The organism is uncultured Algibacter sp. (assembly GCF_905480415.1).
GTDB lineage: Bacteria > Bacteroidota > Bacteroidia > Flavobacteriales > Flavobacteriaceae > Algibacter_B.
In genome coordinates this window covers 1-23,317 of record NZ_CAJQQI010000102.1, presented here as the reverse complement: position 1 = coordinate 23,317, position 23,317 = coordinate 1, and the positions used below count along the sequence as shown (strand labels likewise).

Below are 23,317 nucleotides of genomic sequence, written 5' to 3'. Positions count from 1 at the left end.
TACTTACAATTCATCATTAAAAGATAACAGTTCAGGTATTTAAATTATCAAAGCACATGTAATAATTAGATATTTGAACAACACATTAATCATCAAAAAACAAATAATCATGACAACACTAATCAAATTTATTGTAGCCACCGTATTAAGCTTAACGCTCTTTTCGTGTAACTTTGATATGAACTTTAACTCTGGTGTTAGAGGAAATGGCGAAGTAGTTATAGAGCACCGAACTATAAACGAATCTTTTTCAGCTATTAAAGCAACAGAAGGTTTGGATGTTTACTTAACGCAAAGTGATAACGAAAGTGTTAGCGTTGAAGCTGATGGAAACTTACAAGAACTCATCTTAACTGAAGTTGAAGATGGTGTTTTAAAAATTCACACTAAAGAAAATATTGGTAGCGCTATATCAAAAAAAGTACATGTTAGTTTTAAAGATATATCAAGCATTGTGTCTACTAGTGGCAGTGACGTTTATTCTACGAATACAATTATTTCGGAACGTTTAGATTTAAAATCCACGAGCGGAAGTGATATGAAACTCGATGTAAACACTTCTGTATTAAATTGTAAATCTACTAGTGGAAGCGATTTAAGACTATCTGGAAAAACAATTAAATTAATTGCTGAAGCTACAAGCGGAAGTGATATAAAAGCTGCCGATTTAATGGCAGAATCTAGTCAAGTAAAAGCCACTAGCGGTGCAGATATTACAGTGAACACCTCTAAAGAATTAACAGCAAAAGCTACCAGCGGCGGCGATGTTAAATATTACGGAAACCCAGAAAAGGTTGATAAAAGTGACAGCTCTTCTGGAAGTGTAAGACAACAATAAGAGTATTAACAAAACCAACTGATATTAAAACCACTTCAAGCTTTAACAAAAGTTTGGAGTGGTTTTTGTTTTATTATTTTTAGTGACTAATTAGCCATTCAATGTGTCTAATTGGTAGTGATGTATATCTTGAGGACTAGAGAAAATTACTATTGAAGCTTCAGGTACGAGTTCTATTTATATGAAAATCCTAAGATTATAATAACAGTTACGACAAAGCTTCAAAAAAAGGTTAAATAAATGAGTTATTTATAGTATTAGAAATTACACGAGTCCTAGAATTTGAAAGTAATAAATCTGATTATTTTCGATATTCATGTTTTACCCAGTCCACTTCCATAACCCACTCAGTACCTAACATTGGTGAGTCGGTAATTTTTGCGAAGTTTAAAATAGCAAACATGGGTTCTGGATATTTATCGCCTTCACCAACATTTCTGTATATTTCTTCACCATCCAGTTTGTATACCAAATCGCTTTTTTCCCATTCTACAGAATAGGTGTGATATTCATTTAAAGTAGCTTCAAAGTTTCTGCGTTTACTTTGCCAATCACCTTTATCACACGCTCCTAAACTTACTATGGCTCCAGTTGTAAAGCCATCTTTCATATGATCTCCATGATGTTCAAAAATATCTATTTCTCCAGAACCTGTTAAAGGCCAACAAATATTTTCATCAGCTTCCTGAACAGGAGATTCGTTATTTTGCGCACCTAGTAACCACCAAGCTGGAAACATACTAGGTTCTCCGTTACTCCCTAATTTTAATCTTGCAGTCCATTTACCTTTAATAAATTCTTTTTTATTCTTTGACACAATACGACCAGCAACATATTCGGTATCAGGATGTTGATTTCCGTGCTTGTCCAAATTATCACAGCTTATTTTCTCGCCAATATTGACAACCTTCAATTTTAATGTACCATTGCTAACTTCTCGTGTTCCAAATTCATTATCGGGCACATAGCAATGTGTTTCGTTGTTTACCCAAATGCGTTGGTCTTGCCAATTATCCAGATTAAAAGTGTCAAAGTCATCTTGAAAATCTACTTTCCAGACATCTGCTGCTACTGTTTTATTTGAATCTTCTTTATCTTTTGTTTTACAAGCTATTACAAGCATTCCGGTTAATAAAAAACTTAGCAAATTATAATAATGTGATTTTTTCATAATTGAGGATTTTTAATTAATCAAAACTAAACAAATAAAAGTGGAGCCGTATTTACAATATCGATTTGCTTATAAATTGTTTAAATTTAGTCGGGATGACAGGATTTAAATAATCCTAATAAACCCTCTTTGCAAATTAAAATTTCAAATTCACTTAAGAAAGTAAACTTTCTACATAAATCTAAAAATATAATTTAGTCGGGATGACAGGATTTGAACCTGCGACCACATGACCCCCAGCCATGTACGCTAACCGGACTGCGCCACATCCCGAATACTTTAGATTTCAAAGAAAATACTTTTTAACTTATTTACAAAACACAAAAAAGCCAAATCAATTTACTTTAGCTTTTTTGTGTTTTCATTAAAATGTCAACCTATTTATAGTGACTCCATATCATTATAAACAAAATTAATCCAATATTATAGGCACGCCAGCCTCTTTAAGCAAATTTTCAATCTTTGGTACGTCTAAGTTTGAGAAGCTTTCTAGTTTAGGCTTTAATCTACTAAATAATTGTTTTGCAATTTCAAAATTTTCTAAATGCATTTCTGTTGGTCCATATGTACTTCTAGAAAAACCTCTTTGGGCAATTGAAATTCTGGATGTTATAGATAATATTTCTTTTTCTCTGATTTCTTTTTTTGCTGAGTTTCCATTTATTTTTTCATCTAAAATGTACATTACTTTTTTTAAATCATGTATTTCCCTCTCTAATTTACCAGGAGTTAAATTCGCATATTTAAGTATTTTATCAAAAGATTTTAATTTTTTTGATGCTTTTTTAAAATCGTTAGTTATGGTATTAACTGAGGTTTTGAATTCAATTATGTTATTTGAATAATCAGATATTTCTATATCTGACATAGGATTTTTTAAAACATTCTCTCTAATACGCTCAACACTAAAATTTTGTGTTTCACCTAATTTAATAGTTTCTCCTTCTATAATTGAATATAGAGTTACATTATATATGCCAGGTTTTGAAAACATATATCTTGATGGTTTAGCAGTATTAATTGTTTCCATATTAAAATTAGAAACTAAAGGTTGCTTTAAATTCCAGGTCACTCTATTTATGCCTCGCTTATATTCGCTAGGTATTCTTGTTATAAATCCCCCTTTATCATTTCTAATAACTAATATAACATTGGGTTTGTCTTGATGTTTTTCATCACTTAAAGCTTGCCACCCTGGAAAAGGGATGTTTTTATTTTCTTTGTTTAATAACTTTTCTTTTTTCTGCCTTTTGATTTTTAAGTTATCAAAATTTTCAGGAATATAATACGTAAATAACGCACCATAATCAGGGTTTTCTGCAGTATAAAAACTAGCTCCTTGACTAGATGTACCTCCATTAATTGGTTGATATTGCAACGCTTTACGTGGTTTATACAATTGTGCTTTGTTTATTGTAGATGGGTTTATACTTCTTAAAGGAGTATAATCATCTAATACATAAAAACTTCTTCCAAATGATGCAACAATTAAATCATTTTCCCTTTTTTGAATTGCTATGTCACGAAATGAGATTGTAGGCAAACCTTGAGAAAATTTCATCCAGCTATCACCTTGATTTAATGAAACATAAATACCATACTCTGTAGCTAAAAACAATAAGTTAGGATTTATATGATCTTGTACAATTCTCCAAACAAAACTATTATTAGGTATACCATTTGTTATGCTATTCCAACTTTTACCACCATCATTACTTTTTAATAAATACGGTTTATAATCTCCAAATTTATGATTGTCAAGTGCTACATAAACTTTGTTTTTATCATGCAAATCTGTTTTAATATCATTAACAAAAGCTGTTGATGGCACACTTGGTAAAGAACCAACCTCAGTTTTAACCCAAGAATTCCCACCATCTTTTGTGCGCTGAATTATTCCATCATCTGTACCAGCAAAAATTATGTTTTCATCTAATTTTGACTCTGATAATGAAGTTATAGTATTATAAGTAGACATGGCATAAACATCCCAAGCGCTATCCCAACTCTGTTGTTTACCCATAATAGGCAAAGTTAGTCGCTCTTCATTCTTGGTTAAGTCTTTTGATATTGGTTTCCAACTATCTCCTCTATTATTAGATCTCCATACACGTTGAGAACCAAAATATAAGCGTTTTGGGCTATGATGACTTACCAATATTGGGGAGTCCCAATTATTGCGCTCATAAGGCTCATCAATACCTGATTGCGGTTTGATATAAACTGACTGACCCGTTGATTTTTCAACTCTACGTAACTCCCCTTGTTGTGATTGAGCATATACTATATTAGGGTTACCAGGTTCAGTAGCAGGTTGATGTCCATCGCCCCCCAATAAAACGTACCAATCTGAATTAGAGATCCCATTACTTCTTAAAGTTCTTGATGGTCCGCCTTGAGTATTATTATCTTGAGTTCCTCCATATATATTATAAAAAGGCTTTGCATCATCAACTGCTAATTTATAGAATTGAGTTATAGGTAAATTATTAACAAATCTCCATGTTTCAGATTTGTCAAATGATTCATATATCCCTCCATCTGTACCAATAAGCATATAATTTGGGTCATTTAATTTAAAAGTTAAACTATGGTCATCACCGTGTTTATTAGCTTTTTTCATGGTTTTAAATGTTTTTCCACCATCAGTTGAATAAAGCGTGCTATTATTCATTAAATAAAGTTTATCGAATTCATGAGGAGAAGCAATAAGTTCTTGGTAATAATGTGGCCCTGTTCCTCCTGAAACTGTATTTGACATTTTAACCCAGCTTTGACCTTGATTTTCTGATCTAAAAACACCACCTTTTCTTCTCTCTAACTCAATTGCAGCATAAATAACATTTGGATTTATTGGAGAAATTGCAAGTCCGATTTTACCCATATTAGTTTTAGGCAATCCGTTTGTAAGTTTTTCCCAAGTTTCTCCACCATCAATACTTTTATGAATTGCTGTATCTTCTCCTCCTCCAATGTAAGCAGCAACATTTCTATGCCTTTGCCATGTTGCTGCATAAAGTACTTTTTCATTTCTTGGGTCAATTAAAATATCTGTTACACCAGTCCATTTATTACCGCTCAAAACTAACCTCCATGTATTTCCACCATCGATTGTTTTATAAAGGCCTCTATCACCTCCTGAACTCCATAAAGGTCCTTGTGCAGCTACCCAAATTTCTTGTGAGTTTTTTGGATTAATTATTATTTTTGAAATATGCTCGGAATTTTTCAACCCTTTGTTTTCCCATTGTTTTCCACCATCTCTACTAAGATATAATCCATGCCCTATACCAACATGCCTTCCTCCAACATTTTCCCCAGTTCCTAACCAAATATTATTAGAATTATTTGGATCAATAGTTAAGCAACCTGTTGAATAAAAAGATTCTTTATCTGTTAATGGTTGCCATGTTGTTCCAGAATTTATCGTTTTCCAAACTCCTCCAGAACCTACTGCTACATACCAAATGTTTTGATTATTGGGATCTATAACAATATCTGCTATTCTACCAGACATAAATGCTGGTCCAATACTCCTAAATTTTAAGCCAGAAATGGCGTGTTCTAATTGAGTTGAATCTTTTTCTTGAGCATTAAATGGTAACGTAGAAAAGAATAAAATTAACAAAATCGATATTTTACTTGCGATATTCATAGTGCTTTTTTGATAAATATAAGACTAACATAAAACATAAGACGTGTAAATTAAGTAAATTGTATTTAGTCTGGCTAACAGGTTTAAATAATCCTTATAAACCCTTCATTAGAAACATTATAAAAAAAGCCAAAGTAAATTACTTTGGCTTTTTTTTAAAGAATAAATAATTCTACATTAATTATAAGTTGGTGTTGACACTTCAAACGTTGAATCTTTAGCTGCTAAATAACGTTCAGCATCTAAGGCAGCCATACATCCAGTACCTGCTGCTGTAACTGCTTGCCTATATACATGATCTGCAGCATCACCCGATACAAATACACCTTCAATGTTAGTCTTAGATGTCCCAGGAACATTAATTATATATCCCGTTTCATCTAAATCTAAAAAGCCTTTAAAAATATCGGTATTTGGTTTATGACCAATAGCTACAAAAAATCCTGTTACAGGAATTTCATGCTTTTCATTGGTTTGATTATTAAAAACACGAACACCTGTAACCACTTGATCATCACCTAAAACCTCATCAGTTTCAGTATTAAATAAGATTTCAATGTTTTCTGTATTCTTTACCCTCGCTGCCATAATTTTTGAGGCTCTAAACTCATCTCTACGAACCAGCATGGTTACTTTTTTACAAAGCTTTGATAAGTAATGTGCTTCTTCACAAGCTGAATCTCCAGCACCTACAATTACTACTTCTTGATTTCTGTAAAAGAATCCGTCACATACGGCACATGCTGAAACACCTCCACCTAATTTTAAATATTTCTGCTCAGAATCTAAACCTAAGTACTTTGCAGAAGCTCCAGTAGATATAATAACGGTATCACAGTGAATTTCTTTTACATCATTGACCCATACTTTATGAACATCTCCAGAAAAATCAACTTTAGTAACCCAACCATCACGAACATCTGTTTCAAAACGTTGCGCTTGTGCTTGCAGTTGTATCATCATTTCTGGTCCTGTAACACCATCTGGATATCCTGGAAAATTTTCAACTTCATTAGTTGTTGTTAATTGACCCCCTGGCTGTGTCCCTTGGTATAAAACTGGTTTCATATTTGCTCTGGCTGCATATATCGCTGCTGTATAACCAGCAGGTCCAGAACCTATTATTAAACATTTTACTTTTTCTATTGTATCAGACATAATTGTGATTAGATTTTCTAAGACAAAAGTAGAATTTTTGGTTAAAACCTAACAGAGAAGTTATCAACAGTATTTATAGTTTAATAACTCTAAATTATAAAAATAAATACATATTTATTTTTTTCGTAACTTGGAGTATACTAACTATTTAATTTAAAACTCATGAAAAATTTGTTATTGATTATCTGTATTGCTCTAATTTTTTCCTGCAACGACAATTCAAACGTAAAGACGTTAGACAAAATCGATCCAAAAATTGCTAGCGAAATTAATACTTTAGAAGGCGCTTGGAAGTTAGTAAGTTATTTGAATTTCGGAGAAGATGGTCGTATCGATACCATTCCTTCTTCCAATACTAATAAACAAATAAAAATGTATTCAGCAACAAAAGTAATGTGGAGTCGAACACGAATTTCAGATTCAATAGATTGGTTTGCGTATGGTAATTATAAAATTAAAAATGGTGTTTTAACCGAAGTTTTAGAATATGGTTCTAAATCGATGAACGAAGTCATAAAAGAAAGAACAGAATTTGTTTTTAATGTTAGTATAAACGAAAATAAATTTAGCCAAATTGAATTAGATAGTTTAGGCCATCCTATTTTAGCAGAAAACTATATAAGATTAGAGTAAAAAAAAAAGCGAAACAACATTTGTTTCGCTTTTTAGTCGGGGTGGCAGGATTCGAACCTGCGGCCTCCACGTCCCAAACGTGGCGCGATAACCGGGCTACGCTACACCCCGAATAATGATTATCTTGTAATGGGGTGCAAATATAAAGTTTTCTTTTACATTTAAAATCATTTTTTAAGTCTTTTTTAATTTTTAAAATATTATTTTCAATAAATATTTTACGAAGAATTAATCTTAAATTTGTTTCAGTAAATCCAAAACTAATATTTATGTTAATAATAGGAATCGCAGGTGGCACGGGTTGTGGAAAAACTACTGTTGTAAACCAAATACTAAATGAACTTCCAGAAGGTGAAGTTGGTGTCATATCACAAGATTCATATTATAAAGATACCACGCATCTAAGCTATGACGAGCGTGTAAAGATTAATTTTGATCATCCTAGGTCTATAGATTTCGACTTAATAGCGATGCATTTAAAAGATTTAAAAAACAACAAACCCATTCATCAACCAGTGTATTCTTTTGTAAAGCATAATAGAACGGGAGACACCATTTTAACACAGCCCAGAAAAGTGATGATTGTGGAAGGCATCTTAATACTTACAAATCCGGAATTAAGGAAGATGTTCGATATAAAAATATTTGTCCATGCAGATAGTGACGAACGTTTAATAAGACGTCTAAAACGTGATATTTCTGAACGGGGCAGAGATTTAAACGAGGTATTATCAAGGTACCAAACAACACTAAAACCGATGCATAATCAGTTTATCGAGCCTATGAAAGAATTTGCGGATATTATAATACCAAACAACCATTACAACACGGTTGCAATAGATATTGTAAAAACAATAATTAACGACAAATTATAATATGGCCTCGCCAAAAAACAAATACCTAAAACCTTTTAAAAATATATTCGTACTTATATTGGTGGTATTTGCTGTTTGGATGTTATTTTTTGATGCCAACTCATGGCTTATTCATCATGAACTAAATACCGAAATTGAAGATTTAGAGAATGAGAAAGACTACTATAAAAAAGAAATTGTAAAAGACAACAAAGACTTAAAAAAACTAAGTACAGAAGAAGGATTAGAGAAATTTGCAAGAGAAGAATATTATATGAAACGAGATAATGAAGAAATTTACATTATTGAGTATGAAGATAGCTTAACAACAAAAAACGATGAGTAACAATTTGTTTGATGATTTTAGCTCTGTTTCTTCAAAACAATGGAAACAAAAAATACAGTTTGATTTAAAGGGAGCTGATTACAACGATACACTTATTTGGAAAACCAATGAAGATATTGATATAAAACCTTTTTATCATGCAGATAATTTTGATACACTCCCAAACATTTCAAATACGAAGGCTACCCAATGGAAAATTTGCCAATCAATTTTCGTTGCAGATATTAAAAAATCAAATTTAAAAGCCCTTGATATTATTGAAAGAGGTGCTGAAAGTATTAAATTCATTCTACCTTCAGAAAGTATTTCAATTGAAAACCTAATAAAGCATATAAATATAGATGCGACACTTCTGTTTTTTGAACTTCAATTTCTTTCAGAAGACTATGTTAAACACATACGAAAACTAGTTCCTAATGCTAAAATTGATTTAGATATTATCGGGCAGCTTTCAAAAACTGGAAACTGGTTTAAAAGCTTAAACGATGATTTTAAATCATTTGAATCCATAATAAAAAACACCAATTCTTTTAGTGTTAATGCTTCTCTTTCTCAAAATGCTGGAGCTAACATGGTGCAGCAATTAGCTTATGCCCTAGCACATGCTAATGAGTATTTAAATGTATTGGAAAAAACAGAAAATAATTCGCCATTGTTAGACGTTAAATTCAACGTTTCAGTTGGTACCAACTACTTTTTCGAAATAGCAAAATTAAGAGCTTTACGAAAATTATGGAAAGTATTAGCTTCAGAATATAAAGTAAATACAGATTGTCATATCATAGTAACTCCAACAAAACGAAACAAAACCTTATATGATTACAATACAAATATGTTGCGTACTACTACGGAATGTATGAGTGCTATTCTTGGAGGTGCAAATACAATAGTCAATTTACCATACGATAGTATTTATCATAAAAGCAATGAATTTGGGGAACGCATTGCAAGAAATCAACTATTGGTCTTAAAACATGAAAGCTATTTTGATAAAGTAAATAACCCTTCAGATGGCTCATATTATATAGAAAGTATTACAAATCAACTTTCAGAAAAGGCCTTAGATGTATTTAAAGATATTGAAAACAATGGCGGTTTTTTGAGTCAGCTAAAAGCTGGAACAATCCAAAGAAAAGTTAAAGAAAGTGCTTCCAAAGAGCAGCAACAATTTGATAACGGTGAAGACGTCTTATTAGGTTCGAATAAACATCCAAACACTAACGACAAAATGAAAAATGAATTAGAACTTTATCCTTTTGTTAAAATCAATTCTAGAAAAACATTAATAGAACCCATAATAGAAAAACGATTGTCAGAACAATTAGAACAAAAACGATTAAAAGATGAAAATTAAAATGAACTCAAAAATAACCCTTATCACTTGTTTATTATTTTTTACGGTATTTAGCTGCAAAAATGAAAGTGCTTTTTCAGATTTCAAATATGGAGATAAGCCAGTGGCTTTTAATTGTGAAGGTGCCAATTCGAAATTATTAAATGAAGCCCTTTATAGTTTCGAAGATGATATAATAAACTATTACAAAAAAGGAAGTGACAATTATCGCTTAGTGCAAGCTTATTCTCAGATCATACGAAATTCTGTTTTTGGCAGACTAAAACTGGAGGACGTCGTTTCAAAACATACTGTTGCGGTATTTGAAGCCTTAAAAAATGAAGCAAACTTATGGGATGCAAATAGTTCGAAAAGTTATTTAAATTACAATAGTACTGCTATAAATTGTATTTCAAACAATATAAAAGATAAAGCTCTCAAAGATACTTTCAATGCGCTTTTAACAACAAATAGCATGAGTCCAAAATTGTTTGGAGCACCCTTAACTACTAAATACAGAAATGTATTAAACGACAAAAACTTAGCGATGTATGTAGCATTAGATTTGTATTATGCTAAAATGTTTAATATAGATTTCTCTAAGGTAAATTTAGAGAAACCTAAACAGAAAGTTGACTTTAATCAAGTCCCTCCAAAATCTTAAACCGATCCTCATGCTGGACATAACCACTAAGATGTAATGACGAGAAAAAATCTTCAACATATTATTTTAAAAACGGATGACGAAAGCCCGGAGTTCGGAGCGATTGAAACTTTTGATACTGCTGAAGATATAACGGTAAAATCTACTTATTCAAAAGAAGATATTGAAGGATTAAAACATCTTAATTTCGTTGCTGGAATCACACCAAACCTTAGAGGCCCTTACAGCACGATGTATGTTCGAAGACCTTGGACTATCCGACAATATGCTGGTTTTTCTACCGCAGAAGATAGTAATGCGTTTTACAGACGAAATTTAGCTGCAGGACAAAAAGGATTATCTGTTGCTTTTGATTTGGCAACGCATCGAGGTTATGACTCAGATCATGAACGTGTAGTTGGTGATGTTGGAAAAGCAGGTGTTGCCATAGATTCCGTCGAAGACATGAAAATACTCTTCGACCAGATTCCATTAGATAAAATGTCGGTTTCTATGACAATGAATGGTGCGGTTCTGCCTATTATGGCATTTTACATTGTGGCCGCAGAAGAACAAGGTGTAAAACCAGAACAATTGGCTGGAACCATTCAAAATGACATTTTAAAAGAGTTTATGGTGCGTAACACGTATATATATCCACCTACACCATCAATGAAAATCATTTCAGATATTTTTGAATATTCCAGCAAGAATATGCCAAAATTCAACAGCATCAGTATCTCTGGATATCACATGCAAGAAGCTGGTGCCACTTGCGATATTGAGTTAGCATACACTTTAGCAGATGGCTTAGAATATGTTAGAAAAGGATTAGCAGCAGGCATGGATATTGATACCTTTGCCCCTCGCCTATCTTTTTTCTGGGCTATTGGCATGAACCATTTTATGGAAATAGCAAAAATGCGAGCTGCCAGAATGCTTTGGGCAAAATTGGTAAAACAATTCAACCCTAAAAATAAAAAATCTTTAACATTACGCACGCATTGCCAAACCTCTGGCTGGAGTTTAACGGAGCAAGACCCGTTTAACAACGTAGCAAGAACAACTATTGAGGCTGCAGCGGCAGCTTTTGGAGGCACACAAAGTTTGCATACAAACGCTTTAGACGAAGCCATTGCATTACCAACTGATTTTTCAGCAAGAATTGCAAGAAACACCCAAATATTTCTTCAAGAAGAAACTAAAATAACTAAAACGGTTGATCCATGGGCAGGAAGTTATTATGTTGAAAAATTAACTCATGATATCGCGGAAAAAGCATGGTCATTAATTGAGGAAGTTGAAGAATTAGGAGGGATGACCAAAGCTATTGAAGCAGGAATTCCTAAAATAAGAATTGAGGAAGCTGCTGCTAGAAAGCAAGCTCGAATTGACTCTGGGCAAGATATTATTGTTGGTGTTAATAAATACAAACTTGAAGAAGAAGACCCTATTTCAACACTTGAAGTTGATAACAAAACCGTAAGAAATTCTCAAATAGAACGTTTAAATACAATTAAAGCAAAAAGAAATTCAGAGAATGTGAAAGCTACTTTATCGAAATTAACCGAAGCAGCTAAATATTCATTAAATTCGATACGAAGAGATTCTGAAGAAGATCAACAGATAGAATCGAAAGATCCCCACATAAGTGAGGATTATAATTTATTAGCTTTAGCTGTTGAAGCGGCTCGTGAACGTGCTACACTTGGAGAAATTAGTGACGCATTGGAAGTAGAATTCGGGCGTTATAAAGCACAAATAAAATCATTTTCTGGCGTGTATAGTAAAGAAATAAAAGACGACAAATCCTTTAAAAAAGCTCAAGAATTAGCGGATACTTTTGCAGAACAAGATGGTAGGCGCCCTCGAATTATGATTGCGAAAATGGGACAAGATGGTCATGACCGCGGTGCAAAAGTAGTTGCTACAGGTTACGCCGATGTAGGTTTTGATGTTGATATCGGTCCCTTATTTCAAACTCCACAAGAAGCAGCTAAACAAGCCGTTGAAAACGATGTGCATATTTTAGGTGTATCCTCGCTGGCTGCTGGTCACAAAACTCTAGTTCCGCACGTTATTGATGCTTTAAAAGCCTATGGTCGTGATGATATTATGGTTGTAGTTGGAGGCGTAATCCCAAAACAAGATTATCAATACTTATTTGACGCAGGTGCTATAGCAGTTTTTGGTCCAGGTACTAAAATTAGTGATGCTGCCATTAAGATTTTAGAAATTCTAATTGATTAAACAAATAATTATCAATAACATCATTGACTTTCTCTTTACTGCTTTGTTAACAAGTTCCGTTTTTATTCCTCGTAAATAATCGTATTTTTGCCCTGAATAAAACCAAATCATTTAATGGGTAAAATCATTGCAATTGCTAATCAAAAAGGCGGTGTTGGAAAAACTACAACCTCCATAAACTTAGCAGCATCACTAGGTGTTCTAGAAAAAAAAGTATTACTTATAGATGCTGACCCGCAAGCAAATGCAACTTCCGGAATTGGAATAGATGTAGAATCTGTTGACATAGGAACTTATCAAGTTTTAGAACATTCTAATACAGCTAAGGAGGCTATTACAAGTACAGAAACACCTAATTTAGATATTATTCCTTCTCATATTGATTTAGTAGCTATTGAAATAGAACTTGTCGATAAAGATGAACGTGAATACATGCTTAAAAAAGCATTGACAGACATTAAGGATGATTACGATTATATCATTATTGATTGTGCGCCATCATTAGGCTTATTAACCCTAAATGCATTAACTGCTGCTGATGCGGTAATTATTCCCATTCAATGTGAATATTTTGCATTGGAAGGTTTGGGTAAATTATTAAATACCATAAAAAGTGTTCAGAAAATTCATAATCCAGAATTAGATATAGAAGGTTTGTTGCTAACCATGTACGATTCGCGCTTGCGTTTGTCAAATCAAGTGGTTGAAGAAGTACAAAAACATTTTAACGATATGGTGTTTCAAACCATCATTCAGAGAAATGTAAGACTGAGTGAAGCACCAAGTTATGGTGAAAGTATAATTAATTATGATGCAAGTAGTAAAGGTGCCAACAATTACTTAAGTTTGGCAAAAGAAGTCATCAACAAAAACGCTTAATTATGGCTAAGGCAACTAAAAAACAGGCTTTAGGTAGAGGTTTATCAGCACTATTAAAAGATCCAAGTAACGATATCCAATCGGTACAGGACAAAAATGCAGATAAAGTAATAGGTAATATCGTTGAATTAGATGTCGATTTTATTGAGGTTAATCCGTTTCAACCTCGTACAAATTTCAGCGAAGAATCTCTTCGTGAATTAGCTTCATCAATAAAAGAATTAGGTATTATTCAGCCTATAACCGTTAGAAAATTAGGATTAAATAAATATCAACTCGTTTCTGGTGAGCGCCGTTATAGAGCTTCAAAATTATTAGGTTTAGAAACGATTCCTGCTTATGTTAGAATAGCTAACGATCAAGAATCTCTTGAAATGGCTTTGGTTGAAAATATTCAACGCCAGGATTTAGATCCTATTGAAATCGCCTTATCATATCAACGTTTAATTGACGAAATCAATTTAACACAAGAGCAAATGAGTGAACGTGTAGGCAAAAAACGCTCTACCATAGCTAACTATTTAAGACTATTAAAACTAGACCCAATCATCCAAACAGGAATGCGTGATGGTTTTATTTCTATGGGTCATGGGCGCGCTTTAATTGCTATTGAGGACCAAACCATACAATTAGATATTTACGAAAAAATACTATCTAACAAACTTTCAGTTAGAGAAACAGAAAATCTTGTTCGCGATTTCAATACTTCAGGACATACTGAGAACACCTCAAAAAAATCAGCAAATGAAGACATGCCTAAATTTGTCAAAAAAGGCATTACTGCATTTTCTGAATATTTTGGACATAAAATTGACGTTAAAGTCTCTAAAAATGGAAAAGGAAAAATTACGATTCCTTTTCACTCAGAAGAAGATTTTAATCGTATTAAAAAATTGGTTCAAGGTGCAAAATAAAATCCTTATAACAGGAATAGTAGCATGCTTACTTTGTTTCTCTTCGTACTCACAAGACAAGAAGTTAAAACAAAAAAGAGCCCTTCCAAAAGAAGTTGTTATCGATTCTATTATAGAACCCAGCAAACCTATAAACCCATTATCACCAGCTAAAGCTGCTTTCTATTCGGCTATACTACCAGGTTTAGGACAAGCTTACAATAAAAAATACTGGAAAATCCCAATTGTTTACGCTGCTATAGGGACAGGTGTTTATTTTTATATAGATAACAACAAACAGTATAATAGATATCGAGATGCCTACAAAAGAAGACTTGCAGGCTTTGCAGATGATGAGTTTTATTTTGACGCTCAAGGCAATCCATTAACCACACCAAGAGTCTCTACAGATCGTCTTGAAGACGCTCAAAAACTATTTAGAAGAAACAAAGAACTCTCACTTTTAGTAGCTATTGGGCTATATGCGTTGAATATTATTGATGCTAATGTAGATGCACATCTATTACAATATAATGTTGATGAAAACTTATCTTTATCACCGCATTATAAATTAAATGAATTTGATGCAACAAGTAGTCTTGGATTAACTTTAAATTTTAAATTTTAGCCCATAATGGGCATTAAGCGAACAATACATAAATACAATATGAACATAGCATTACTCGGATACGGAAAAATGGGTAAAACCATTGAGCAGATAGCCATTAAACGTGGTCATAATGTTGTGTTAGCTATTGATAAAGATGATGAAAATTATGACATTACTAAAGCTGATGTCGCTATAGATTTTAGTATTCCAACAGTGGCTTTTAATAATATTTCGAATTGCATTAATAATAATGTGCCCGTTATATCTGGAACTACAGGATGGCTAGATCAGTATGATGATGCAGTTGCTTTATGTACAGAAAAAAAGGGCGCTTTTATCTATGCTTCAAACTATAGTTTAGGTGTGAATATCTTTTTTGAACTCAACAAAACACTTGCTAAAATGATGAGTGCTTTAAAGCAGTATAATGTTTCTATGGAAGAGATTCATCATACACAAAAGCTAGATGCACCAAGTGGCACTGCAATTTCTTTGGCTCATGGTATTATTAAAAAGCATGACAGTTATGATAACTGGAAGCTTGACGAAAATGGAGAAAACACAATACCCATTGTTGCAAAACGTATTGAGGACGTTCCTGGAACACATACTGTCACTTACGAAAGCGACGTAGACACCATAAACATAGAGCATATTGCACATACCAGACAAGGTTTTGCTCTGGGTGCTGTTGTTGCAGCAGAATGGATTGCAGATAAAACAGGTGTTTTTACAATGAATGATGTGTTAAATATTGGTTAATATTTAATAAACCTGTAACAATATAAACGCTGTTACTACTAACAAAAAATTAAAATTTTGAGATTATGACTTGGACACAATGGTTTATATTCATTTTAATAATTCAAGTAATTCATGGTTTAGGTACTTGGAAATTATATATTAAAGCCGGTAGACGAGCATGGGAAGCCTTTGTGCCTGTTTATAATGGTATAATTTTATTGAAAATCATCAACCGACCTTGGTGGTGGATTATTTTATTGTTTTTACCTATTGTAAATCTTATTATGCTTCCTGTAGTATGGGTAGAAACTGCGAGAAGTTTTGGAAAAAACACAACTTTAGACACTGTTTTAGCTTTTGTAACACTTGGCTTTTACAACTATTATCTCAATTATATAGCTGATGTAAATTATATTGAAGACAGAAGTTTACTCCCAAATACATCAGGTGGCGATTGGTTAAGTTCTATTTTGTTTGCTATTGTAGCTGCAACTATAGTTCATACCTACTTTATGCAGCCCTTTACGATTCCTTCTTCATCACTTGAAAAATCATTACTAGTAGGAGATTTTCTTTTTGTAAGTAAATTTCATTATGGTGCAAGAGTCCCTATGACAACGGTTGGAGCTCCTATGGTACATGACACGATCCCTGTTTTAAATAAAAAATCATATTTATTTAATGATCATTTTGAAGAAAGAAAAATGTCATGGAAAAACAAATTACAACTTCCTTATTTAAGGTTCCCTGGTTTTGAAAAAATAGATAGAAATGAGATTGTCGTTTTCAATCAGCCAGCTGATACTTTAAAGGATATGAATGTTTTTAAGCCAGACAGAAACTATTACAAACCTATTGACAAAAAGACAAACTTAGTTAAACGATGTGTTGGTGTTGCCGGTGATTCTCTTGAAGTTAGAGATGGCTATGTTTATATTAACGGTAAGAAAAATGAGTTACCAGATAGAGCCCATTTACAGTTTAGTTATCTAGTGCAACCAAAAACGAATACATTTAATCCTAATTTCATTAAAGACCGTTACGATATTACTGATGGTTTTGGTATCATGAATAGCCAGAACACCTATTATTTTTCAGCTATTTCTGATGAAGCTTTATCGAGATTCAAAAACCATCCTAATGTTGCTAGCATTACACCAAATAAACAAGAAAAGGGAGTTAGAGATTCAGACATTTTTCCTCATGACCCAAATTACAATTGGAATGTAGATTTCTTTGGTCCTTTATATATTCCTGAAGAAGGAAAAACTATTGATATCAATTTAGAAGTTTTACCCTTATACAAGCGTGTGATTACAGAATATGAAGGTAATACACTTCAAGTAAAAGGCAATCAAATTTTAATTAACGGTGAAGTTACAGACACCTATACCTTCAAACAAAATTATTATTGGATGATGGGTGATAACCGTCACAATTCGATTGATGCAAGGCGTTGGGGATTTGTTCCATTTAACCATGTTATTGGAAAACCTGTATTTATTTGGATGAGTTGGGATGGTATTAAAAACCCACGTTGGGAACGTTTCTTTACAACCGTTAGCGGAAGTGGTAAAGCAACCTCATTTCTTATACCATTTTTAGTATTATTGTTTGGATGGATGGGATTCAATAAATGGAGAGGACGTAAAAAAGAAAGCAAGTAGAACGCTTTGATGTCCTTTTGCTTAATACAGATGTTTATTTTTAAGACAAAGCACATTTATGATCATTAAGGGATTTTTGATAATTATTTTTATTTCATCTGTTTCTTTCGGTCAGGATAAAAGTGCTGTTGAAGCTTTTTTACAAAGTAACTTGAATATAAGTAATGTGAGCTTAGATTCTATAAAGAACCAAGCGCTTACTAAAGATTTTGTGCTAGGTAAATTTGACTATATTAATCATGAACTATTCACAATAGTACATCCTAGTCAGACTTCAAAAACCATATATTTAAATAAAAAAGTGTACTTGGCTTTTTTAGAGATGCATAATCAAGCTAAAGCTGATGGAATAACTTTAAAAATCGTTTCGGGGACTAGAAATTTCGTCGAGCAAAAAGCCATTTGGAAACGAAAATGGAAAAAATACATAAACCTAGAACCTATTAAGAGAGCAAAAAAGATATTAGAGTATAGTGCTATGCCTTCAACATCAAGGCACCATTGGGGAACAGATATAGATTTAAACAGTTTCACTAATTCCTATTTCGAAAAAGGACAAGGTAAAAACGAGTATGAATGGCTCTTAGAAAACGCAAACAGTTATGGTTTTTACCAAGTTTATACAAATAAAACTATGGGAAGAACAGGTTATAACTTAGAGCGCTGGCATTGGTCTTACATGCCATTAGCAAGTAAGTATCTTAGTTATTACAATAAACACGTGGACTATTCAGATATATCAGGTTTTGATGGTTCTGAACTAGCCAAACAATTAAAGAGCATTCCTAATTACGTTAATGGTATATCCAATAAATCTAAACGTATAACACGAGTACAGAAATGAAAATTGTTATACATCCCACTTATTTTCCAAACCTAGCGCACTTCCTTGCTATTGTAAATGCATATGAAGTTGTTTTAGAAATGGACGATAATTTTTTGAAGCAGACCTATAGAAATCGTTCGTATATTTATGGTGCTAACGGAAAATTAGGATTAAATATTCCTGTGATTCACTCTCAAAAGAATCGCCAGAAATACAGAGATGTAAAAATCTATAATGAAGACAATTGGCAAAGCCTACATTGGAAATCCTTACTTTCAGCCTATAGAACATCACCTTTTTTTGAGTTTTATGAAGATGAACTGCATCCTTTATTTACAGAAAAAACTGAATTTCTTTTAGATTTTAATTTGAAAAGTTTTGAGGTGATTTGCGATTGTTTACAATTAGAATTGAATACATCAAAAACTAAAACGTATCAAAAGTTTATTGAGGATAAAACAGATTTTAGACACTTAGTAAATGCTAAAAAGGAAGTCCCTTATACATTCGAAACTTACACTCAAGTGTTTAATAACAAACATGGTTTTATTCCTAATTTGAGTATTTTAGATTTACTTTTTAATGAAGGCCCTAATGCTTTGAATTACTTAGAATCCCAGATTAATATATTACAATAATGCTGCAAACAAGTATTCATTATGGTTGTCATTTTTTATTACCACTGCTTGTAGCTTTATTATTTTTTAAATCGAATTGGAAGTATGCATATCTTGTTATGATTGCAGGAATGTTGATTGATTTAGACCATTTATGCGCAACTCCTATGTTCGACCCCAATCGATGTAGTATAGGTTTTCACCCTTTGCACTCTAGTTTTGCCATTTTGTTTTATATATTCTTGTGCATTCCAAAGAAATCCAGATTGGTTGGATTAGGTTTAGTTATTCATGTCATTTCTGATACTGCAGATTGCTCGCTTATGTAAGTTGCAACTAATCCACTAAACTCAAAGTCGTCATAATAGGATAATGATCTGAAAAATGATCGTTATAAGCTTTAAAACCGTTGACATTAAAAGCTTCGTCAGCAAAAATAAAATCTATTCGAATAGGGAAGAATTTAAAATCATAAGTACGTCCAAATCCATTTCCTGCTTCTTTAAAAGTATCGTTTAAATCACCTTTAATTTCTCTGTAAACATAAGAGAAAGCCGTATTATTAAAATCCCCACAAATCACTAATTTATATTTGCATTGTTCTTTATGCGTTAAAAACAATTCTGTTTGAAATTGTTGCCTTCTAAATGTTGTACCAATACGCTTAAAAAGACGTTCAGAATCTTCTTTTTTAAGGTTTTCAACTTTAGTATCAATACGCATCGACTCTAAATGAATATTGTAAAATCTTATGGTGTCCACTCCTTTTACGATATCAGCAAAAATGGCGTTATTTGCCGTATCAGGAAATTCAATAGAGCCAGAATTAACAATTGGGAATTTAGAGAAAATAGCTTGTCCAGATTTTATTTTCTTTCCTGAAAGTTTTTCAAATTTATACTTAAAAAAAGATAAATCGATATTTTTATGAGGATGATATTCTTGTAAACTTAAAACATCAGGAGACTCTCTTTTAATAAAATCAATGATTCCAGCTTCTACGCCTTTTTTAGGAATCCATTCATAAAGATTAAAGAGCCTCACATTATAATTCATCACTTTAAAATTATGAAGGTTTTCAATCTTTTTCGAAGTTGAAAACTTATATAATGACCCAAAAGAAAAGTAACCAATTAAAAGGACGACTAGTGATAACATAAACTTTCTTTTCAATCGAAAAACCCAATACAAAAAGAAAAGAACATTTAAAATTATTAAAAATGAAACGCCCAGATTAACTACAGATAGTAAAGAAAATGTTTTAGGAGGTAAAAAAGGCAAAACGAAAGATAGTAAGAGCAATACAGCTGCAACACCATTTATAAAATAAATGATTTTATTTATGAAGCTTAGTTTTTTCATGTATTTACTTCCCAGCTTTAAATAAGAATTCTTTTTCTTCGGATGTTAAACTATCGTAACCACTTTTACCGATCTTATCTAAAATAACATCAATTTTCTTTTGATTATTAAAGGCTTCAAAATCACCTTTAGAATAGCCTCCAACTTTACTTTTATTTTTATGTACTGTTTTTAAAGGCCCTTTTCTTGATGCTTTAAATAAATTAGTTATACTATCCATTAATCTCTCAAAGTCTTTCCCTATATCTTGTCCTTTTATCAATTGCTTCGCATAAAAATAACCTAAAAACGCACCTCCTAAGTGTGCCAAGTTTCCACCCGTATTTCCCGTTTCTGGATTACTGATACCCGAAAAAACACCAATAACATCTAAAATGACTATTGCGGCACCAATATACCAAAGCTTTAAGTTGAATGTAAAAAAGCGCATCTCTTGATTGGGCATATATGCACAAAGAAAAATCAACAACGCTCTAACAGCTGCCGACGCTCCTAACAATCTTGAGTCTCCTCCAAATACACTAGGGAATAATGTATAGCACAACATAAACAATAACCCACCAGAAATAGCACCAAGAAAATAAATATTCAGGGCCATTTTATAGCTAAATAAGTTTAAGAACATACGTCCTAAAAAATACAACCAAAGCATATTAAATAATAGATGTAAAAAATCGTAGTGCAAAAAAGCATAGGTAATAATTGCCCAAGGTTTAACAATGAATTTTAAAAAATCACTTGGTAACTCAAACCAAACAAAATCAAATCTTAAGATTAAAGCCAATAAAAAAACAACAGCATTGACGGCTATTATTTTTTCTAATACATTTAAATTTGAAAGTTTCTTTTTTATGTCTTGATTTAGCGAACTCATTAATTCCAACGGTTTCTGTTAAACTGATTTTTTTTCCAATACCACATAATAAAAAAGCCTGTTAATGCGCCACCAACGTGAGCCATATAAGCCGTATTACTTGGACTAAAGAACGACTGCCCTGTTATACCAGAAATTAAATCCAGAATAATAATTCCAGGAATAAAATATTTTGCTTTTATAGGAATTGGTAAAAAGATCATCATCAGTTTAGCTTCAGGATTCATCATACCAAAAGCTGCTAGAATGCCCATTATACAACCAGATGCTCCAACCATAGACGCATTATATGCTTCATAAATATCTTTCAACATCGAAACTTGAAATTTAGTTACACCAGCTATTGTTTCATTATTAGTTAGCATTTGTTTAATGCTTTCTGAAGACAACCCAGATTCTAATAATGCATTATAATCAGGAAGATATTGAAAATAGTAAAACCCTACTTGAAACAAAACAGCTCCTAAACCTGCAGAAATGTATAAAAACAAAAAACGCTTAGAACCTAAAACCTGTTCCACAGGTGAACCAAACATCCAGAGAGCGAACATATTAAATAAAATGTGCATCGCACCACCATGCATAAACATGTGCGTAATAATTTGCCATGGTTCAAACGCATCATTTTGCGGAAAATACATAGCAAACCATTCATAAAATAAATTACCTCCTCCAATGGCTAAGGTGCCAATAAACATAATCGCGTTAATGATTATTAAATGTTTAACGGTTTCTGAAATTCGCATCATATATTACATAAATTTTTTATCTAACTCGTCAACACTCATCGTTATAAATGTTGTTCTGTTAGTAGGTGATACATTTGGTTCTTTACATGCAAATAGCTTGTTTACCAAATGTTCTTGTTCGTCTTTTTGTAGCGACTGCCCTGTTTTAATGGCTAGACTTTTAGCCATAGATTTTGCCAATAAATCGGTTGCACTAAAATTACTATCCGGCACTTCGTTTTCAACATCGCTTATCAGTTGTTCTAATATAATAGATACTTCACTTTCTGGAACACCAACTGGCACACCCGTAATGTCCACAAATTCCTCTTTAACGCTTGAAAACACAAAACCGGTATGTTCTAAATCATTTTTTAACTGATTTATAATAACAATGTCTTGAGGTGAAAAATGAAGTTGAAGGGGAAATAATAATTGTTGACTTGCCGCCTCTTTAATGGTTAAATTCTTAAGGAAATCTTCATATAGCACACGTTGATGCGCTCGATGTTGATCAATGACCAACATTCCAGATTTTATGGCACTCACTATATATTTATTATGCAGTTGATATGTTGTATTGGTTTGCTCTACTTGATTATCATCATCAAAAATTGATGCTGTTTGTTCTTCACTTTCAAACTGAACTTCTGTAAAATCTTGTTTCGAGTCATTCCCTTTTGATTCTAAACCAACATATAAACTTTCCCAACTCGTAGTCGGTTCTTTTTTATAGGCTACCGCTCTAGCTTTTGAGGCTGTTTCCTCTTGAAACGGATTAAAGCTCCTATCTACTTCAACTTTTGGAACATGGGCGTCGGTATTCTCATGGCTATAGGGTGTATCTAGATTTGGGTCGCGATCAAAATCAATTACTGGTGCAATATTAAACTGACCTAAACTATGTTTTATTGCAGAACGCAATAACGCATAAAGCGTGTGTTCATCATCAAACTTAATTTCTGTTTTTGTTGGATGAATATTTATATCTATAGTTTGTGGATTAACCGTTAAATTTAAAAAGTAACTGGCATGAGTACCATTTCTGAGTAAACCTTCAAAAGCTGATGCAATAGCATGATTTAAATAAGCACTTTTAATAAAACGGTCGTTTACAAAAAAATATTGCTCTCCTCTTGTTTTCTTTGCAAATTCAGGTTTTCCAACAAATCCTGAAATTTTAAGTACTTCGGTATCCTCTTTAACAGGCACCAACTTCTCATTGGTTTTGTTCCC

General features: G+C 32.5%; 22 protein-coding genes and 2 tRNA genes. 15 read left to right on the top strand and 9 right to left on the bottom strand.

The window, feature by feature from the left end; all coding sequences use genetic code 11:
* Positions 1-109 precede the first annotated feature (109 nt).
* Positions 110-838 (top strand): head GIN domain-containing protein, encoded by a 729-nt coding sequence (locus QZ260_RS07270; protein ID WP_295984540.1) that lies wholly within the window; start codon positions 110-112, stop codon positions 836-838.
* Positions 839-1,139: 301 nt separating this feature from the next.
* Here the strand turns inward: QZ260_RS07270 and QZ260_RS07265 are convergent, their stop codons facing one another.
* From QZ260_RS07265 to trxB, 4 genes are all read right to left on the bottom strand, one after another.
* Positions 1,140-2,009 carry a glycoside hydrolase family 16 protein gene (locus QZ260_RS07265; RefSeq protein ID WP_295984538.1) on the bottom strand — a complete coding sequence of 290 codons (870 nt, stop codon included), beginning with the start codon at positions 2,007-2,009 and terminating at the stop codon, positions 1,140-1,142.
* Between the two features lie 198 nt (positions 2,010-2,207).
* A tRNA-Pro gene (locus QZ260_RS07260) sits at positions 2,208-2,282 on the bottom strand.
* Between the two features lie 139 nt (positions 2,283-2,421).
* Positions 2,422-5,664 carry a glycosyl hydrolase gene (locus tag QZ260_RS07255; protein WP_295984535.1) on the bottom strand — a complete coding sequence of 1,081 codons (3,243 nt, stop codon included), beginning with the start codon at positions 5,662-5,664 and terminating at the stop codon, positions 2,422-2,424.
* A 177-nt stretch (positions 5,665-5,841) separates the two neighbouring features.
* Positions 5,842-6,822 (bottom strand): thioredoxin-disulfide reductase, encoded by a 981-nt coding sequence (gene trxB / locus QZ260_RS07250; protein ID WP_295984534.1) that lies wholly within the window; start codon positions 6,820-6,822, stop codon positions 5,842-5,844.
* A gap of 162 nt (positions 6,823-6,984) precedes the next feature.
* Between trxB and QZ260_RS07245 the strand changes: the two genes are divergently transcribed.
* Positions 6,985-7,455: a hypothetical protein gene (locus QZ260_RS07245; protein WP_295984531.1), complete on the top strand. Its 471-nt coding sequence runs from the start codon at positions 6,985-6,987 to the stop codon at positions 7,453-7,455.
* 36 nt (positions 7,456-7,491) lie between these two features.
* On the opposite strand, the gene QZ260_RS07240 is transcribed toward QZ260_RS07245, so the two are convergent.
* Positions 7,492-7,566: transfer RNA gene (locus tag QZ260_RS07240), tRNA-Pro, on the bottom strand.
* 158 nt (positions 7,567-7,724) lie between these two features.
* On the opposite strand from QZ260_RS07240, the gene udk reads away from it, so the two are divergent.
* The 13 genes from udk to QZ260_RS07175 all read left to right on the top strand — a co-directional run bounded on the left by udk (position 7,725) and on the right by QZ260_RS07175 (position 19,446).
* Entirely contained in the window at positions 7,725-8,330 is a 606-nt protein-coding gene (gene udk, locus QZ260_RS07235; protein ID WP_295984527.1) for a uridine kinase, read from the top strand.
* A 1-nt stretch (position 8,331) separates the two neighbouring features.
* Positions 8,332-8,655, top strand: a complete 324-nt coding sequence (locus tag QZ260_RS07230) for a septum formation initiator family protein (RefSeq protein ID WP_295984525.1) — start codon at positions 8,332-8,334, stop codon at positions 8,653-8,655.
* Positions 8,648-10,009, top strand: a complete 1,362-nt coding sequence (locus QZ260_RS07225) for a methylmalonyl-CoA mutase subunit beta (protein WP_295984522.1) — start codon at positions 8,648-8,650, stop codon at positions 10,007-10,009. Before QZ260_RS07230 ends, QZ260_RS07225 begins: the two co-directional genes overlap by 8 nt.
* Position 10,010: 1 nt before the next feature.
* Positions 10,011-10,652 (top strand): hypothetical protein, encoded by a 642-nt coding sequence (locus QZ260_RS07220; RefSeq protein ID WP_295984520.1) that lies wholly within the window; start codon positions 10,011-10,013, stop codon positions 10,650-10,652.
* A 36-nt stretch (positions 10,653-10,688) separates the two neighbouring features.
* Positions 10,689-12,881 carry a methylmalonyl-CoA mutase gene (gene scpA, locus QZ260_RS07215; protein ID WP_295984518.1) on the top strand — a complete coding sequence of 731 codons (2,193 nt, stop codon included), beginning with the start codon at positions 10,689-10,691 and terminating at the stop codon, positions 12,879-12,881.
* A 114-nt stretch (positions 12,882-12,995) separates the two neighbouring features.
* Positions 12,996-13,760, top strand: a complete 765-nt coding sequence (locus QZ260_RS07210; protein ID WP_295984517.1) for an AAA family ATPase — start codon at positions 12,996-12,998, stop codon at positions 13,758-13,760.
* A gap of 2 nt (positions 13,761-13,762) precedes the next feature.
* Positions 13,763-14,674 carry a ParB/RepB/Spo0J family partition protein gene (locus tag QZ260_RS07205; RefSeq protein WP_295984515.1) on the top strand — a complete coding sequence of 304 codons (912 nt, stop codon included), beginning with the start codon at positions 13,763-13,765 and terminating at the stop codon, positions 14,672-14,674.
* Positions 14,664-15,281 carry a DUF5683 domain-containing protein gene (locus QZ260_RS07200; RefSeq protein WP_295984513.1) on the top strand — a complete coding sequence of 206 codons (618 nt, stop codon included), beginning with the start codon at positions 14,664-14,666 and terminating at the stop codon, positions 15,279-15,281. The genes QZ260_RS07205 and QZ260_RS07200 overlap by 11 nt, the downstream gene beginning before the upstream one ends.
* 39 nt (positions 15,282-15,320) lie before the next feature.
* Positions 15,321-16,025: a 4-hydroxy-tetrahydrodipicolinate reductase gene (dapB, locus tag QZ260_RS07195; protein WP_295984511.1), complete on the top strand. Its 705-nt coding sequence runs from the start codon at positions 15,321-15,323 to the stop codon at positions 16,023-16,025.
* 65 nt (positions 16,026-16,090) lie between these two features.
* Positions 16,091-17,674, top strand: a complete 1,584-nt coding sequence (gene lepB, locus QZ260_RS07190; RefSeq protein ID WP_295984509.1) for a signal peptidase I — start codon at positions 16,091-16,093, stop codon at positions 17,672-17,674.
* A 58-nt stretch (positions 17,675-17,732) separates the two neighbouring features.
* A complete protein-coding gene (locus QZ260_RS07185) occupies positions 17,733-18,518 on the top strand; it encodes a M15 family metallopeptidase (RefSeq protein ID WP_295984507.1) in 786 nt (261 codons plus the stop codon).
* Positions 18,515-19,138 carry a WbqC family protein gene (locus QZ260_RS07180; protein ID WP_295984506.1) on the top strand — a complete coding sequence of 208 codons (624 nt, stop codon included), beginning with the start codon at positions 18,515-18,517 and terminating at the stop codon, positions 19,136-19,138. Before QZ260_RS07185 ends, QZ260_RS07180 begins: the two co-directional genes overlap by 4 nt.
* Positions 19,138-19,446, top strand: a complete 309-nt coding sequence (locus QZ260_RS07175; protein ID WP_295984504.1) for a DUF6122 family protein — start codon at positions 19,138-19,140, stop codon at positions 19,444-19,446. Before QZ260_RS07180 ends, QZ260_RS07175 begins: the two co-directional genes overlap by 1 nt.
* A gap of 7 nt (positions 19,447-19,453) precedes the next feature.
* On the opposite strand, the gene QZ260_RS07170 is transcribed toward QZ260_RS07175, so the two are convergent.
* The 4 genes from QZ260_RS07170 to mutL all read right to left on the bottom strand — a co-directional run.
* Positions 19,454-20,275: an endonuclease/exonuclease/phosphatase family protein gene (locus tag QZ260_RS07170; protein WP_365969345.1), complete on the bottom strand. Its 822-nt coding sequence runs from the start codon at positions 20,273-20,275 to the stop codon at positions 19,454-19,456.
* A 208-nt stretch (positions 20,276-20,483) separates the two neighbouring features.
* On the bottom strand, positions 20,484-21,353 hold the full coding sequence (locus QZ260_RS07165; protein WP_295984500.1) for a rhomboid family intramembrane serine protease: 870 nt from the start codon (positions 21,351-21,353) through the stop codon (positions 20,484-20,486).
* Positions 21,353-22,102: a rhomboid family intramembrane serine protease gene (locus tag QZ260_RS07160; protein WP_295984499.1), complete on the bottom strand. Its 750-nt coding sequence runs from the start codon at positions 22,100-22,102 to the stop codon at positions 21,353-21,355. Before QZ260_RS07160 ends, QZ260_RS07165 begins: the two co-directional genes overlap by 1 nt.
* Before the next feature lie 3 nt (positions 22,103-22,105).
* A partial coding sequence (mutL, locus tag QZ260_RS07155) for a DNA mismatch repair endonuclease MutL (RefSeq protein ID WP_295984497.1) occupies positions 22,106-23,317 on the bottom strand: 1,212 nt, incomplete at its 5' end.